At 59.5% G+C, this 16,007-nt stretch carries 9 protein-coding genes; 1 reads left to right on the top strand and 8 read right to left on the bottom strand.

Annotated elements, in window-relative coordinates; translation table 11 throughout:
• Positions 1 to 20: 20 nt before the first annotated feature.
• The 4 genes from DMX06_RS26180 to DMX06_RS26175 all read right to left on the bottom strand — a co-directional run bounded on the left by DMX06_RS26180 (position 21) and on the right by DMX06_RS26175 (position 2,230).
• Entirely contained in the window at positions 21 to 269 is a 249-nt protein-coding gene (locus tag DMX06_RS26180) for a hypothetical protein (RefSeq protein ID WP_146232228.1), read from the bottom strand.
• 292 nt (positions 270 to 561) lie between these two features.
• On the bottom strand, positions 562 to 1,008 hold the full coding sequence (locus tag DMX06_RS21670) for a hypothetical protein (RefSeq protein ID WP_146232227.1): 447 nt from the start codon (positions 1,006 to 1,008) through the stop codon (positions 562 to 564).
• A gap of 193 nt (positions 1,009 to 1,201) precedes the next feature.
• Positions 1,202 to 1,696 (bottom strand): SMI1/KNR4 family protein, encoded by a 495-nt coding sequence (locus tag DMX06_RS21665; RefSeq protein ID WP_202892791.1) that lies wholly within the window; start codon positions 1,694 to 1,696, stop codon positions 1,202 to 1,204.
• Between the two features lie 99 nt (positions 1,697 to 1,795).
• A complete protein-coding gene (locus tag DMX06_RS26175; RefSeq protein ID WP_146232226.1) occupies positions 1,796 to 2,230 on the bottom strand; it encodes a hypothetical protein in 435 nt (144 codons plus the stop codon).
• Positions 2,231 to 2,569: 339 nt separating this feature from the next.
• Here DMX06_RS26175 and nfi point away from each other — a divergent pair, with 339 nt between their 5' ends.
• Complete coding sequence (nfi, locus tag DMX06_RS21660; protein WP_110739285.1) at positions 2,570 to 3,268, top strand: deoxyribonuclease V; 699 nt, start codon at positions 2,570 to 2,572, stop codon at positions 3,266 to 3,268.
• On the opposite strand, the gene DMX06_RS21655 is transcribed toward nfi, so the two are convergent.
• From DMX06_RS21655 to DMX06_RS21645, 4 genes are all read right to left on the bottom strand, one after another.
• Positions 3,252 to 4,118, bottom strand: a complete 867-nt coding sequence (locus DMX06_RS21655; protein WP_110739284.1) for a hypothetical protein — start codon at positions 4,116 to 4,118, stop codon at positions 3,252 to 3,254. The two genes, nfi and DMX06_RS21655, sit on opposite strands and share 17 nt — an antisense overlap.
• On the bottom strand, positions 4,118 to 4,378 hold the full coding sequence (locus DMX06_RS26905; protein ID WP_110739283.1) for a YwqJ-related putative deaminase: 261 nt from the start codon (positions 4,376 to 4,378) through the stop codon (positions 4,118 to 4,120). Before DMX06_RS26905 ends, DMX06_RS21655 begins: the two co-directional genes overlap by 1 nt.
• Before the next feature lie 241 nt (positions 4,379 to 4,619).
• Entirely contained in the window at positions 4,620 to 4,946 is a 327-nt protein-coding gene (locus DMX06_RS26170; RefSeq protein WP_146232225.1) for a hypothetical protein, read from the bottom strand.
• The gene (locus DMX06_RS21645; protein ID WP_181427876.1) at positions 4,947 to 15,986 is read right to left on the bottom strand and encodes a two-partner secretion domain-containing protein; all 11,040 of its coding nucleotides are present in this window, start codon (positions 15,984 to 15,986) and stop codon (positions 4,947 to 4,949) included.
• Positions 15,987 to 16,007: the final 21 nt, after the last annotated feature.

The raw sequence follows: 16,007 nt of genomic DNA, 5'->3' as shown, positions 1-16,007 counted from the left end.
ACAACTGGAAAACTCATCTTTCACCTCTTCAAATAACCAGCGTTCTTCAACATCACCAACAGCTCAGCATTTAGTGACTCATCACTAATTCCTTCAGTTTTTCCTGGCCCCCGCCAATGCCAGATAAGCTGTAGAGCCAAACTATCAACCTCGATAAACTCCTCATGAAAAACCTCACTAAGACGTACATTACCAATAGCAGGATCGACTTTTATCAAATCTCTAAAAACCTGACACGGCAATTTACCTTCGCTAATATCTTCAAGCATAAAAACTCCATTAAAATATACTTTCTCATCAAAAAATGGGACAGATTTATTTCCCCTACTCTAATCTCGGCCTACCTACATGATGGCTAGATCCCTTCGCCGCCAGGAACCTAAATTAGAGTAGGGAAAATAGATCTGTCCACTTTTCGCTCCCTAAACTTCTCAGTCAGAGCACCAAATCACTACTCTTGGGAGGTACGAGACTTATCGACCAATACTCTCCGTTTATTTTCTTGTCGATTAGCCCGACTCATACCTTTCATTTCCTCCACCGAAAATCCCAAACGACCACCTAGCGCTTCAAAGCGCCTATAAGATCCCTCTCCCTCGGCAAGGTATTCAACCATGAACGGCTGAGGTGGAACCTCTTTGTTCCGAACGCCAGCCTGTAAAAAATCACGTAGTCGTTCAAAGTAGAAATGGCTTGTTCAAGGGTCATTAATACCTGGGATCCCTCACTATACTCACACTCCAGGTACAGATGACCTGCCGCATATGCCATGTGGTGTGCATTGCCGAACCCCAAATACTCGGGTTGACCACGAAGCTCACACTCTTCCAGCCGAGTGATCAGCGCTTTGGCGCTAACACTACTACTAACGTCATCACTCAACCACCCCACAACCTCACGCACACCGCAAGGCGGTCGTTCCTTCTGAACCCTGGCATCAGACTCATTGACGGAGACGTCATAAAACCCAAAGCTCGACCAACTTGGATAAACAATACCTACATTCATACCCTTCTATTTTTCCGTATATAGGCCATGCTGTTGCCCCAGCGCTACAGGATAAAATAGGACAGATCTATTTTCTTTGCTCTAATTCCTACTGTCCCTGCATGACTTCTCGACCCTTTCGACACCGCAGGGCCGAAATTAGAGCAGAGGAAATAGATCGGCCCCTCTTTCCTCACTTCCACTTTCGTCCTACTCAAATGATCCTCAACAAATCACCACACGTGAAAACCTTGAGAACACCTCTATTCTCATCAGCCAAAAGCTTCAGAAATGCAAATAGATCAGCATCTGTCTCTGTCACAACATCAGTATTGGAGTCATAGTGATAGACAGCATCACTTAACGAAGTCTGGAGAAAATAGTACTGCGTTTCCGAAACAAGCGAAAAAACAAAAGGATTATTCAAGAAGCCATAATGACCTGCCTCCTGCATTTGCGAGAAGAAGTCAACCTGAAAAAGCAAATGCTCCCTCACCGTCCAAGAGGTGCGATATAACTGAACCTGAGAGTCTCCGATCAAACCTACTGCGCATTTCCCCATCCTGCTCAAGAACAACTGCAGTTGTCCTTCAATGCGAATATCGTATAACCGGGCAATTTTATCCAGCTCGGGCTCACTATAACCCATACACTTTACGAAGCTCCGTTCCGCTCCGCACAAATACTCTAATAACTTATCACCACCCACGAAATCACTCCAGCAGAAAGAGAACGGATTTATTCTTCTTTAAATTAGATCAGAAAAAGTAGATCTGCACCCCCTTTTTCGTTTTTAGCAGATATCTAATCATTTCAGCTCCACCAATAATTTCTTGAGCCCCTCTATAGAACTATAACCTGCTCCTCCCCCCAAATACAGGCGACCGTCATCATAAACACACTCTCCTTGCCCTTCGACAGATACACCATAGGAAACAGCCAAAGCGAGACGTCTCCCCCGTCCAGTCCCTCCCGAAACATGAGCAATAAATGGCAATCCATTCTCACTCACCTCTAGCAAAGAATCATCCGCGCTCATGAAGGTCAACCAACAGCACGTGCCACCCTCATGATCCATGATGTAAATCATATTACCCAACAAACAATCACTATCCACCAAAGTTACACCAACGGTTATTCTCTGTGCCACATACCCCAGACTAGACAGTTCTTTCCCCAGCCTTATTTTAAGCATTTTTAGCTCAGGAACCTTATTCACTGGAACAAATAAACCGTTCGCCATCACTGCCACCCTATATACTGACTCAGACGACCAGCCGAAATATCCAACCAACCGCCCTGGGTTCTAATATAAATATTGGACGAGACGGAACTGACAGGGGTACAGATTTTTTCTATACTCTAATTTCGGCCTACTCTACATGCCCCCTCGATCCCTTCGCCCCACAGGGACCGAACCTACAGTAGGAAAATCAGACCTGTCCAATTTTCAGTCCCTTTCATACTTTTTTCATGCCCAAGATCAATAGTAAAATCAGCTGGTCATTTGGCTCTTAAATGGCATAATCTGACGATTCGTTGACGACAACCTCACCCGCTTGATTTAGCGAGAACAGTCCACATGCAGCCAGTCATACAACACCCTTGGGATATAACACCAAGCGAGGCCATAGATCTACAGCTACGACTATCTAAACTTGTAGTCAAGCAAGATCAGCTTGGGCCTATCTCTAGTATCGCAGGCATTGATGTCGCCTACCACAAAGAAAACGATACACTCATTGCCTCCATTGTTGTGGTTGACGCAGAAAGCCTGGAAATCATCGAAGAGCATGCATGGTCGAGTACGACTTCGTTTCCCTATGTGCCTGGTCTTTTTTCGTTTAGAGAGCTGCCTTCTATCGTAAAGCTCTTATCAACTATAACCCACCGACCTGACCTGATCATCTGCGACGGGCAAGGTATAGCTCACCCTCGTCGGTTTGGCTTGGCATCGCATTTGGGGGTACTTTATGACATACCCACTATTGGATGCGGAAAAAGTCGCTTCATTGGTGAATACGCACCTCCCCTTGATGAAAGGGGATGCCAATCAGGCCTGTTCGACGGCGACGAACTAATCGGGGCCGCGCTCAGGACTCAAAAAAATGTAAAACCCGTGTTCGTTTCAATCGGCCACCGAATCTCCCTTGAAACTGCCTGTCACTGGGTATTGAATGCAACACGCCACTATCGACTACCAGAAACGACCCGGCTTGCAGATCGATATGGAAGGCAATTCTACGAACAGAACAAATACCCCATCACCCCTCCAAACTAACCTTCCGATTATTTAAATATACGTCACATTCGGGACGAAGTACCTGAAACTGGACGCACCCTTCACGCCACCAGTCAACGCAATCCTTAGCAGCCACAACTTTCAATACACTCAACTGCTGATAATTTTTCAAACACTGCAGAATTTCCGGTGCCCCATTGACACCATCCAGCTCTAACTCTCTGATACGGCGCTCATTGTCGCCCATAAAAATGTAATCAACCACAGCCTTGTCAATACCATCTCCAATGAGTGAAACCCGGGCCGCACACTTAAGAGAGGAGAGCTCCGCTTTATCACGCAACACAGGAAACCTTATGCACCCGATCACTTGCGGTGTCTTAGAAAAGTAGTCACCCAACAGAGTCAACCGCTTCAGACCTTCCAAAGAAAATTTCAAGGAAAACATGAAAATATTACTCTGGTGAACCGTCATCGCTTCCAGTCCACCGCCTTCGAACCACTCATAACTCTGCGAAACATCCTCCCCGATCTCGACAGTACGCAACTGCCCATCTGGGAAATATGTTACTTCCTCTATCACCCAGCCATATTCATACAAGCGCTCGCTGACACATACATCTCCACTGAACTCATAGGAGAATCCATTGTAGACACTATCTCCCCAATAAAACTGCTCCCCCGTATAGTCTCGCTCCATTTCGATACTATTACGCACCTCCCCAATAATAAACTCGCTACGGTAGACATCAACATAGCGGCCATCTTCATACATACCTCCCCCAACCACATGACCATTCGAGAGTTCCAACGCGCCCCCGGTGTAGGGCACGCCCCGAAAAGTCCACAATCCGCCCTGGTTGCTTATTGCATTTCTTTTGATAATCATCAGTGCTTCCTTCCGGTAATCACATCGGCATTCTTCAGTACACCGCTACAGTTCGAGCACACCTCGAATTTATCCCCTTGACCCTGTTTCGGTGCCAGCTTGTAGGTGGCCACTTTCACATCATCAATTGATACCTTGGGGTAGCGAGTAAGCGCGCTATTCACCGCTATGACCTCGGCATGCAGCCCAGGAATACCATTCTGGACATCAAATTTCTTTCCATTGCTGACAACGAAAAAAGGACGAAAAAGGGGACAGATTTATTTTCCCTACTCTAATCTCGGCCTACCTACATGACAGCTAGATCCCTTCGCTGCCAGGAGCTGGAATTAGAGTAGGAAAAATAAATCTGTCCCCTTTTTGCTTTTTTGCTCCCTTTTTACTCGTTTTACTCTAACCTCGCCCTCCCCACATGATGTCTAGATCCGTTCGCCGCCAGAAACCGAAACTAGAGCAACAAGAATAAATCCGTCCCCTTTTCCTAGCCTTATTTTTCTTTCCTTAACTACTTAAATCCCTAAACGGATCAAACAAAACACTTTCTCCAAGCACCCTTGCCTCTAAAGCAAGATCGTCCAAAGAACAAAAAAATCCATCCATTCCATTCGTTGCTCTTGACATATTCTTCAACTCAAGCCGCAACCGATCCAACTGCTCTCCAGAGTACAACCCATAATCATCAAGACACAGTTCCGAGAGCAATGGATAATTTTTAGAATCCGCATTTATGAGCATTGGAATGGCATCTTTAGGAATTTTAATTACCTTCAGTACTCCATCCAACCCCGCAGCGGCCCTTTCCTTACTCCACAAAATAGCACAGTACATTCAGAATGTTTTCCCTGGAAAAGCGTTCACAAGATTACCTTTATGATCAGTAATCACTGTCATAGTACTCGTTGGCTTACCTCCAGTTTTTGCGTCTACGCCAATCACCCTATTCATATCGACAGTCCTGATATAATTTCCTGTAGTAGGCGATTTATAAGCTGGCGTTTTCACAACCACTGGCTCCTGTAAGACCGCCCTTAACTCCTCTTTACTAATACTAAATGCAGATTTGTTATCTCCCCAACCTCCACCATGCTTCTTCCAAGCATACTCCAAGCCACTGCCCTTACTCCCATCACCATTTCTGACGTTAACTCGAGTTGCAATTACCCCTTCAGCTGCCTTAACAGTGGTTGTAGGTATGGGAGCACAGGGCCCCGTGTTATGAACCCACGTCCTCAAATCACCCACATAGAACGTATGCCCCACATCCACCGTCAGGTTAAACGTCTTCCCAACCGGCTTATACAACCGCGCCGAGACCACTCGAGTCGACGTCCCTTCACCCTCTCCATCTGCCAGCGACTGCAACAGATCCCCCTGCCGTAGCTCGCCCATCTGCACAAAATCACGCTTGGCGGGTACATAGAACGGGTGGCTCGGTGTCACCAACAATGTTTCCGATCTTACCGCGCCATCGGTACGGGTGCTCTCCAGGGCCAGGCGATAGATCGGCTGGTCATCCCGCTCATGGGTCGCGGTGATCGCCGCGGCAAACGGCTTGCCGCCGTGCTCTGGCTTGGTCCAAACCAAATCGCCGACCTTGAGCGTTTCAATCGCCCGGTCGCCATCCGGCGTTGCCACCAGGGTGCCGGCTGCGAAACAACGCGGGCATGGCGGGACCTTCGCGCCCTCGCCCGGGCTGACCTTGCCATCTCCAGCTTTACCCTTGCCGCCCCCCGTCGCAGCGACTCCGCCTCGACCACCGGCCATGATGGCCAGCGCCCCAGTCGTACCCAGTTCGGTGATCAGCGTAGCCTTTTCTTCGATCGTCAACTTACGACCAGCGGCATTGTCCAGCCATGATGTTTCCGTATCCCATCGCTGAAGCCCGGCTTGCTCCGCAGGCGTCAACCAGCCTTCCTTGATGAGTTTCGCGGTGAACAGGTCCTTATCGGGCACAAACAAGCCGCCGGTACCGGCAGGGTTCATCGACGGCATCAGGTGTTGCCCTGGGTTGCCATTGAGCAAACCGACGGTGTCGTATCCCTGGTTCTTGAAGAACGCAATCAGTTCCTTGGCAACCGGGCTGTCAATGACAACCGCGCTGTCGACCAGCCCCTGCGCGCACGCACGCGTCTTGCAATCGTCCATCGCCTTCGAGCGGGCGATGGAGATGCTTTCGTATCGATCGACAATGTCCTGGATCCGGCCCGCCGTGCACTGCTTGGTTGCCCGACATGCCTTCAACTCACCCAGCATGCGCTCCGCAGTCGGGTGATCGAGGTTGTTGTATTGGGTAGCGTTCTGCGCCACCCAGCCTGCCACCTGCTGCCCTTTCTCATCGGCCCCCAAACCTGCGGCCACGGTCAGCCCCAGCAACTGCGAGGTCATGGTCAGCAGTTGCTCATGCGACTCCCCGGGGAAAATGTGTTCACCAACGGTGGCGACGAAGGCTTCGTTCGCACCTGCCGCAATCGCCCCCGTACGGAAATCACCACCCGCGGCCTCGGCGATCAGGCCACCGACCAAGGCGTGCGCCACGGTCTTGGTTGGCAGCCCTTCGAAGTACAGCTTGTCGCCAAGTCGCTTGTAGATGGCCGCCGACAGCGCATTGCCCACGAAGGTCTTGCCGGCATCGGTCAGGTTGCTACCCAGGCTGCTCCCTTCCAGCGCGGATTTGGCCACAGCGCCGATTGCTGCCTGCGAGCCGGTGTAACCGGCAAACTTGCCGAAGCCCGACAGCGTACTTAGGTCGAAGCCAAAGGTAGGCTTGCTCAGCTCTTCAGCCGAGATGCCGAACGCATCGTTGAGATAGGCGGCAGTAACCCCGGCGGTAATGGCTCCCGTGGCATAGCCTTTGAGGCTGCTTGATGAGGTGACGTCTTTGAAGACAGCACCAATGTTGCCGCGGTTGTTAATACCGCTAATCACTGCATTGTTGGTGGCCGCGGTAGCAATACTGGACAGCGCCACGTTGGCCCATCCAGCAGCAACCGTAGAGCCCGCCGTTGCGCCACCTGCCACCGCGCTTGCCGTCGCGGTACCACTGGCCGCCATGGCCGAACCTGATCCCGCCGCTGCGCCCGCCGTGCTACCGATGGCTGCACTGGCCGCCCCGGCCGTCAGGTAGGTGACGATGATGGCAATAACGATCTGCGCCCCAGCCCCAAGCCCGGAATGGCTGTACTTGAAGGAGTCATGCACTTCCTTCACCTGCCGCCAGTCCACATCCCCGCGCTTCTCGACTTCCTTCAGCCAAGCCAGCTGTGGATCGGCCGCGACCATGGCGTCGATGCTCTGGCTGATGGTCGCCTGGTCGACATGTTTCACATCGACCTTCAAGCCATCCACCGCCTTGATCACCAGATCACCATTGGCGGTCAGCTGGCTCTGACGCAGGGTCTCGTCAGTGCTGCCCTTGCCCTTCATGCTGTTCCAGGCAAGGTCACCCTTGGACTTCTCGTGACTCTCCTGATGCATGTCCTTGACCGCTTCGAAGGTCACCGAACCGCCGCTATCAATAGTCAGGTCCGCACCGGAGGCGAGTTTCGCGCCCTGGTACAGCTGGTCACCGCCGCTCTCGAGGGTCAGGTCGCCACCACTGGTGATCTCACTCCCCACCGCCTTGACGTCGGTCACTTCATCACGCTGGGTCTTCTTGCTCCCCCAACCACCCTTCTTGTTCATGTCATACAGCGAGTACTGGCTGTCGTTGGCGGCCAGCAGCTCGAGCTTGTCGCCGGCCACCAGGTAGGCTTCGTCGCCGGCGCTGGCCTTGCTCGCCACCATGCGCAGGTCGCGCCCGGCGTCGATGGTCAGGTCGCCGCCGGCCTTCACTTCGGCCGACTGCTGCTCGACGTCGTCCTCCTGGCGCTCGTACTTGGTCTTGCCCTTCTTGCCCTTGGCGTAGCTGTGCTCCTCGTTCGCCGCGGCGGCCAGGGTCACGTCGCGCCCCGCCTGCAGGGCCAGGTCGCGGCGGGCCTCGATCTCGCTGGCGACGATGCTCAGGTCCTGGCCGGCCGTGGCGGTGAGGTTGCCGCCGGCCTTCACCTCGCTGCCGTACTGGGTGATGCTGGTGTCGTGGCCACTGACGCGGCGACGCTGGTACTCGTGGCTGTCGACACCTTCCTGGCTGGCGATGATCAGGTCACGCCCGGCATCCATGTCGATGTTGCCGCCGGCCTGCACGGCGCCGCCGACAATGCCAATGTCCTGCCCCGCCGTGATCGTCAGGTTGTTCGCCGCCTCGATGCGCGCGGCGGTGTCGACCAGGTCCTTGGTCACGTGCTCGCCGCCCGCGCGGCCTTCCAGGCGGGTGACGCTGCGCTCGTTGATCACGTCGCCAGTCAACGCGGTGAGGCTCACTTCACGCCCGGCGATGATCCCGCCCTGGGCGTTGCGGATCGACTCGGTGGCCAGCATGTCCAGGCGCCCGCCCGCCTCCATCAACCCGGTGTTGCCGATGTTGGTGGCGCTGACGGCGAGGTTGTTGGTGGCGCGCAAGGTGCCGACGTTGACGAGTTCGCCGCCGCTGATCAGGTTGACGTCGCGGCCCTGGATCAAGGCGCCGTTGGGGGCCACGCGGCCGTTGGCATGGGCCAGGTACAGCACCGGGGCGAGTACCTTCTCGCCGTTGACCTCGACCTGCTCCATCCAGACGATGTCGTGGGTCAGTGCCGCCACCTGCTCGGCGCTGAGCGACACGCCCACGCTCAGCGACAGCTTGTCCTTGCTAGCGATGGCGTTGTCCATCAGGTAGCGGAACAGCGTCTCGTCGCTGGTCATGCCGTCGATGTAGCGCTGGCCGGTACGGGCCACCACCGCCTCGCGGATCAGGCGCTGCTCGTAGAGGCCGTCGCCCAGGCGCTTGATGGCCTGGTCCGGCTTGATATTGAGCTGGCCGAGCATGTAGTCGGAGCTGAGGAACTGCTTGAGGTCGGTGAGGACCGGGTTGGTCTCTACCAGGTACTTGTGCGAGACATTCGGCACGCTGCGCTCAGGCACGCCCTGGACCAGCTTGACGCCGGCGGCCTGGCCGCCCAGCGCCACGCCGGAGCCAGCCACGGCGCCCTGCGCCGCGGCCGCGCCGCTGGCGCCAAGCGTCTGCGCGGCACGGCTGTCGGCACTGGCCGTACTGGCCAGCGGTGCGATGAAGGTGCCGCTACCGGCCTGGGTACGGTCGCCAGTCGCGTCCAGGGCGTCGCCGCTGATCGCGGCCTGGCCGGCCTGGCTGCTGATGCGGAACAGGCCGTTGCTGCCCTGGGGCAGGCTGAAGCTGGGCAGGGTCACCGGGTTGACCTGGCGCTGGGCCAGGTCCGGCGGCAACTGCGGGTTGAGCGCGCGCACCTGGGTCTGGGCCTGGCGCGCATCGGCGGTGGCATCGCCACGGGCATTGATGGTGCCGGCACCGGCCTGGTTGACGCGTACCACGCTGTTGTCGATACGCTGGGTGGCATTGATGGTCACCGCGCCAGCCGACTGCACCACCGCCGGGGCGACCACGGCGCCGGCAATCGGCGTCTTGTTGTCGATGACGTTATAGATGCTGGCATGCGGATAGCCAGACGCCGCCATGACCTGATCGAGGGTCAGCGAGCCCGGATTCTGGTTGAACTGGTTCTTGGCGTTGATGAACGCGTTGTACTGTCCGCGATCACGGGTGTACATGCTGGCGGTGAGGTTGCGTTGCTCGCCGCCACCGGCGCCCTTGTTCTCGAACACGGCCGTGTTGATGGCGATATCGCCGCCCGCCGAGACACTGCTGTAGTGGTTGCGGAACGCGTCACCGGCAAAGGTCAGCTTACCGCCGCTCGTGATGAAGGCCGTGGGGCTGTCCTGGTCGATGACATCCTGCCAGCTTTCCGTGGCCGAGAAGTACAGCTCGCAGCCCTTGCCCTTGCAGCGGTCGTCGGAATACACGTTGACGTAGCCGGCGACCAGCTTCTGCTTCGAGCTCAGGTGTTCCTTGCGGTTGAGCAAGGTGTCCACCGCCAGGGTCATGCTGCCGGCGCTCTCCATGCTGGCGGAGATATTGTCCAGCAACGCGGCGCGGGCGCTGCCGTTGCCGGCCAGGTCCAGGCCGCCGAGGCTGTAGATATCGCCGTAGTAGTTGCTCAGGCTGCCCACGCGCAGGGTCATGTCGTTGCCGCTGAACACCAGGCCGCGCTGGTTGCTCAGGGTGTTGGCGGCAAGTGTCACCGCCGCGGCGCCGCCGAGGGTGCCGCGGTTTTCCAGGCTGGCGGCGTTAACCGTGAGGCCACCGAGGGCGGTCAGGCGACCGTCGTTGCTCAGCAGGTTGCGGGCCGTCACCACGCCGCCCGCGCCACCGGCCAGGCTGGCGGCACTGGACAGGCGGATGTCGGTGGCGCTCAGCCCCAGGCCGCCGAGGCTGCTCAGGCGACCGTTGCCGTCGTAGTTGCCGGTGAGGTCGAGTTGCAGGCTGCCATCGCTGGCCAGCAGGCCATGGTTGGTCCAGTCGCCACCGCGACCCTTGAAACTCTCGACCGCCAGCAGCTTGCCGCTGGCCGTCTGCACGAAGCGGCCGATGTCCAGCTCCAGGCGCCGGGCCTGCAGCACGCTGTCGTTGGTCCAGCTGGCGGCGCCGATGCTCAGCAGGCCATCGGTATGCAGCACGCCACCGGCCTGGGTGACTTTGTCCGAGGCCAGGCCGAAGGTGCCAAGGCCGGTGTGCAGCAGTTGCCCGCCGCTGTTGCTCAGGCCGCCGATCTGCAGGTTGAGGTCGTGGTTGGCGGTGGCCAGCACGCCGTTGTCGTTGAGCAGGTTGCCCGTGACGATGAAGCGGCTGGTGCCGGTCTTGCCGAGGGCGCGCAGGTTGCCCGCGCGGTTGTCGAGCTCGCTGGCGCGCAGCAACAGGTCGCTTTCGCTTTCCAGCTGGCCGAGGCCGTTGTACAGCGCGCCGCTCAGGCCGAAGTCGATGCGCCCGGCGCCGATCTTGCCGCTCTGGTTGAGCAGCTGCTGGCCCTGCAGGTGCAGCAGCCCGGCGGCGTACAGGCCGCCACCGCGGTTGTCGAACTCGGCGGTGTCGAGCTGATTGTCGCCCCCCAGGGCCGAGAGGTAGCCGCCCTGGTTGTTCACCCGGGTGTCGGCCTTGATGTCCACCGACTGCGCCTGGGTGGTGCCGCCGCCGTTGTCGAACAGGCCGGCGAAGACGCCCTTGAACAGGCCTTTGACCGCGCTGAGCATGCCGTTGCCGCCGTTGTCGAGGCTCGCGGCATGCAGCTCGAGGTCGCCCGCCTGGCTCTCCAGGCGTCCGCCGTGGTTGTTCAGGGCCTTGTCCAGGCGCACTTCGATGCCGCCCTGGCTCTTCAGGGTACCGGCCTGGTTGTCTAGGGCATTGGCGTGGATGTCGAGCTTGCCGTGTTCGCTGAACAGCAGGCCGTCCTGGCCGTTGAGCAGGTCACCGCTCAAGCGCAGCACCAGGTTCTGCTGGCTGGCCAGGTTGCCGCCGCGGCTGTTGTCCAGCGTCGCCGAATCGACACGCAGCAGGCCGTGGCTGATTAGTTTGCCGCCGTTGTTGGCGATGCTGCCGGCCTTGAGCAGCAGGTCGGCGCCACTGACCAGGCGCGCGCCGTCGGTGTTGAGCAGGGCCCCGGCCAAGGTCAGGTCGAGCAGCGCGCGGCTGGTCAGCTGGCCCTTGGCGTTTTCCAGGCGCTTGCCGACGACGGTGATCGCCTGGCCGTTGATCTGCCCGCCCTGGTTGTCGATGACGGTGCCTGCCTGGTCGAACGCCAGGTCGCCGGTGGCGGAAATGAGCCCGCCGCCGCTGTTGTCGAGCCGGTCGGTGACACTGAGGGTGATGGCCTGCTCGGAAGAGATGATGCCCTTGCTGTTATGCAGGTTGGCCGCGCTGACCTGCTGGTTACCCTTGCTGACCAGGGCGCCCAGTTCGCGGTTGTCGAGGGTACCGGCCAGGGTCACGGTGAGGTCGCCGTCCTTGCTGGACAGGGTGCCTTCGCCGCTGTTGTTCAGGTCGGTACCCTTGGCCAGCAGGCCCTGCGCGCCGGAAATCAGGCCCTTGCCGCTGTTGTCCAGCAGTGGCGCTTCCACGGTCAGCCGGCCATCGCTGAGGATACGGCCCTGCTGGTTGTCGATGCGCTGGGCGAGCAGGCTGTAGGATTGCTGGCTGGTGACTTCGCCGGCGCTGTTGTCGAGCTTGCCCAGGTTCTGGATGTTCAGTGGGCCGTTGGCGCTGATCAAGCCGCCCTGATTCAGCAGGTCGCCGCCATTCAGGTCGAGGTCGAGCTTCTGTTCGCCGATCAGCCGCCCCTGGCGCTGGATCAGCGTGCTGACCCGCAGCAGCAGGTCGCCCTTGGCGGAAATTTCACCGCCCTGGCTGGAATCGACCTGCCCCGCCACCAGCGTCAACGCGCCATCGCTGTGGATCCGGCCGCCGCGCAGCAAGGCATCGGCGCCGTTGCGCAGGTCGCCGGTGGTCAGCTTCATGGCCTGCTTGCTGCTCAAGGCACCGCCACGGTTGTCGAGCGCGGCGCTGTCGACGGTCATCGCCGCCTGGCTGATGAGCTGGCCGCCCTGGTGGTTGTCCAGCTGGCCGGTGGTGACGGTCACGCCGGTGTTGCCCGACAGCAGGCCGCGCTCGCTGTTGAGCAAGCCGGCGCTGGTCACGGTCAACGCGCCGACGGCGGACAGGATGCCCTGGTCGTGGTTGTCGAGCTGGCCACCGATCGTGGCCTTGAGGGCCTGGCCGCTGGCCAGGCTGCCGCCGGTGTAGTTGTCGAGGCGGGTGGCCTCGACCGTGAGGTCATGGCTGGCCGACAACACCCCTTGAAGGCTGTTGTCGAGGACGCCGGCGATGCGCAGGGTCAGGTCCTGGGCACTGATCACTCGCCCGCCACGGTTGTCGAGTTTGTTGGCAACCAGGCTGAAACCGTGATTGCTGGAAATCTCGCCCGCCTCGCGGTTGTCCACCACACCGATCTGGCGCAACAACAGGCTGCCCGGCGAGCGCAGCAGGCCGCCGTTGCGGTTCACCAGCTGGCCGTGCTGCAGGTCGAGATCGATACCGGTTGCGCTGACCAGTTGCCCGTGGTCGTTCTGGTCGAGGCCGGTCAGCGTGGCATCGATCTGGCCGGCGGCGCTGATGCGGCCGTAGGCGTTGTTGTCGAGCTGGGTGGCGACCAGCAACAGGCTGCCGGCTCCGATATTGCCCTTGGCACTGTTGTCGATGGCGCCGCTGCGCAGCTCGGCGTGGTCCTGGGCGCTGATGACGCCGAGGTGGCTGTTGTCCAGGCGACCGGCCTTGAGCAGCAGCCCGGTGTTGGTCACCAGGGTGCCGCCCTGGTTGTCCAGCAGCCCCTGGCTGGTCAGGTCCAGGGCCGCGTTGGCCGAGACCTTGCCGCCCTGGTTGTTGCGCAGCGTGCCGGCATTCAGGGTAACGCTGGCGTCACTGACGATCAGGCCGGCGTCGCTGTTGTCCAGCTGGCCGTCCAGGGTCACATCGATGTGCTGGTGGCTGCTCAGCTTGCCGCCGTTGTTGAGCAGCTCGGTGCCGTGCAGGCTCAGGCGGTCATAGCCACTGAGCAGGCCCTTGTTCTGGTTGAGCAGGCGCTGCACGGTGAGGGCCAGGCCACGGTCGCCGATGACCTTGCCGCCTTGGTTGTCCAGCAATTCGCTGGCATTCAGGACGACCTTGCCGGCGGTGGAAATCTCACCCTGCTGGTTGAGGATGCGCGCCGCGCTGATGTCGGCCACGGTGGTCGCGCCAATCTTGCCGCCCTGCTGGTTGTCGATCGTGTCGGCGGTGAGCAGCAGGCTGCCCAGGCTGGTCAACCTGCCGCCTTGATGGTTCAAGGTGCCCAGGTGGGCCTCGAGGTCGCCCTTGGCGGTGATGTTGCCCAGGCGCTGGTTGTCGACCGTGCCGGCGATCAGGTCGAGACGACCATCGCTCTGCAGGTGGCCGGCATCGCTGTTGGACAGGCTGGCGACGTCGATGAGGGCCTTGCCCTTGGTGGTGGCCGCGCCCTTGTCGCGGTTGTCGAAATGCCCGCCGGTGACGGTCAGCGAGCGGTCGGCGAGGACCAGGCCGCCACGGTTGTCGAGGTGCTTGCCATGCAGGCTCAGGTCGCCGAGGCTGGACACAATGCCGTCGCCGCGGTTATCCAGGGTGGCCACCTTGATGTCCGACGTGCCATCGCTGAGCAGGTTGCCCTTGCCGCTGTTATCCAGGCCCACGGCCTTGAGGTCGAGCAGGCGCTTGGCCGAAACCAGGCCGAGGCGGTTGTCGATGTCGGCGCTGGCGTTGATCAGCACATCGCCCCCGAACAACTGGCCACCACCGTTGAGCAGGCCGGCGGTGGTGATGTCCAGGCGGTCGGCACTGAGCTTGCCGCCGCCCTGGTTGTCCAGCAGCGCATGGGTGGTCAGCCTGGCCTGCCGATCGCTGCCGACCAGGCCTTTGTCACGGTTGTCGAGCTGGGTGGCGGTGACCTGCAGGCCGCCCTGGCCCACCAGGCGGCCGCCACGGTTGTCGAGGGTTGTGCTGACATCCACCACGGCCTTGCCCTTGCCTTGCAGCAGGCCTTGGTCACGGTTGTCGATCGCGTGGGCGTTGACCGTCAGGGTGTCGTCGGCCAGTACCTGGCCTTGGCGGTTGTCCAGCTGGCCAGCCGTCAGCGTGGTCGCTCGGCCTTTGAAGGTGCCGCCCTGGTTGTCGAGGGTGGTGCTGCCGGTGGCCTCCAGGGTGCGGTTGGCCACCACGCTGCCACGGTTGCGCAGGGTCTGGCCCGTGAGGGTCACGTCGCCGTGGGCATTGCGGGTGTTGTCTGGCTCCACGCCGGCTTCGATGATGCCGTGGTTGTCGATCCGCGCGCCGGCCACGGTGATGCTGTCCTTGGCGGCGAGGCTCTGGCCGACCGTTGCTTCGTCTCGCACCCGCACCGTGGCACTGCCAGCGGCGTAGGTCTTGCCGGTCAGCTCGGCGCTCTGCGCGGTGACCGTCAGGTTGCCGGCACTGGACGTCTGCGCCAGGGTCACCTTGCCGTTGGCGTCCACCTGGATGTCGCCGGTGGTGGCGGCCATGTTGCCGGCCAGCTTGACGCCCACGCCCTGCTCGGTGCCGACCAGGCGAATGGTGTTTGCATACATGCCACCCAGCGCCGAGCTGTCGATGGCCAGCAGCGGCTTGTCGCCGCCCTCGTCGGCACGCGGTGTGGCCTGCAGGGTGTCAGCCTTGACGTCGTTGCGCCCGGTGACGATGTTCAACTGCTTGGCGTGCAGCTCGGTGTTGAGCTTGGCGCTGCGGGTGATCAGGTCAAACTGGTCGAGGTTGGTGGCGTTGAGCGCGTCGCCTTCGATGGCGATGTCGCCGCCGTCGACCTGGAAGCGGTCGAGGCGCTCGCCGTCCATGATCGGCTTGCCGGTGGTGAGGGTCGCCCGCGGTGTGTTGATGAAGCCGCAGCCCTTGCAGGTGATGCCATGGGGGTTGGCGACGATGACCCGGGCCGCCTGCCCCGCTACCTCGGTGTAGCCCTGCAAGGTACTGCGGTTGCCGCCGGTGACCTGGTTGAGGATCACCTGGGCGGCGTGGCCCTTGAGGTTGGGGTTGCCGATGATGATGCCGCCCAGCTGGGTCGACTGGGTCTTGCTGGTAGCGTTGTTGAGGATCAGCCCGTTGCTGCCGACGTTGTAGTCGCGGAAGGTGTTGGTCGACAGGCCGCTGCCGTTGGGCGTGGCGATGTTGACGATCGGCACCCCATTGCCGGCCTGGTTGATGCTGGTGTTGGCATTGGCCGCCGCATCGACGGTCAGTTGCGCGGCCGTGGCGACGATGGGGTTGAGGAACAGCACACCCGCGACGATCAGGGCGATGCATTGGTTCAGTGGGGTGCGGATATCCATGTCGAACGAACTCCAGTCGCT

It is taken from the genome of Pseudomonas mosselii, assembly GCF_003205295.1.
GTDB lineage: Bacteria > Pseudomonadota > Gammaproteobacteria > Pseudomonadales > Pseudomonadaceae > Aquipseudomonas > Aquipseudomonas mosselii_B.
The sequence above is the reverse complement of the archived record's forward strand: the minus strand, read 5'-3'. Positions and strand labels throughout refer to the sequence as shown.

Excerpts from the sequence above, each read along its gene's own strand:
- DMX06_RS21670 (WP_146232227.1), bottom strand. The coding sequence starts at position 1,008 with ATGAATGTAGGTATTGTTTATCCAAGTTGGTCGAGCTTTGGGTTTTAT.
- DMX06_RS21645 (WP_181427876.1), bottom strand. The coding sequence starts at position 15,986 with ATGGATATCCGCACCCCACTGAACCAATGCATCGCCCTGATCGTCGCG.
- nfi (WP_110739285.1), top strand. The coding sequence starts at position 2,570 with ATGCAGCCAGTCATACAACACCCTTGGGATATAACACCAAGCGAGGCC.
- DMX06_RS21655 (WP_110739284.1), bottom strand. The coding sequence starts at position 4,118 with ATGATTATCAAAAGAAATGCAATAAGCAACCAGGGCGGATTGTGGACT.
- DMX06_RS26175 (WP_146232226.1), bottom strand. The coding sequence starts at position 2,230 with ATGGCGAACGGTTTATTTGTTCCAGTGAATAAGGTTCCTGAGCTAAAA.
- DMX06_RS26170 (WP_146232225.1), bottom strand. The coding sequence starts at position 4,946 with ATGTACTGTGCTATTTTGTGGAGTAAGGAAAGGGCCGCTGCGGGGTTG.
- DMX06_RS26180 (WP_146232228.1), bottom strand. The coding sequence starts at position 269 with ATGCTTGAAGATATTAGCGAAGGTAAATTGCCGTGTCAGGTTTTTAGA.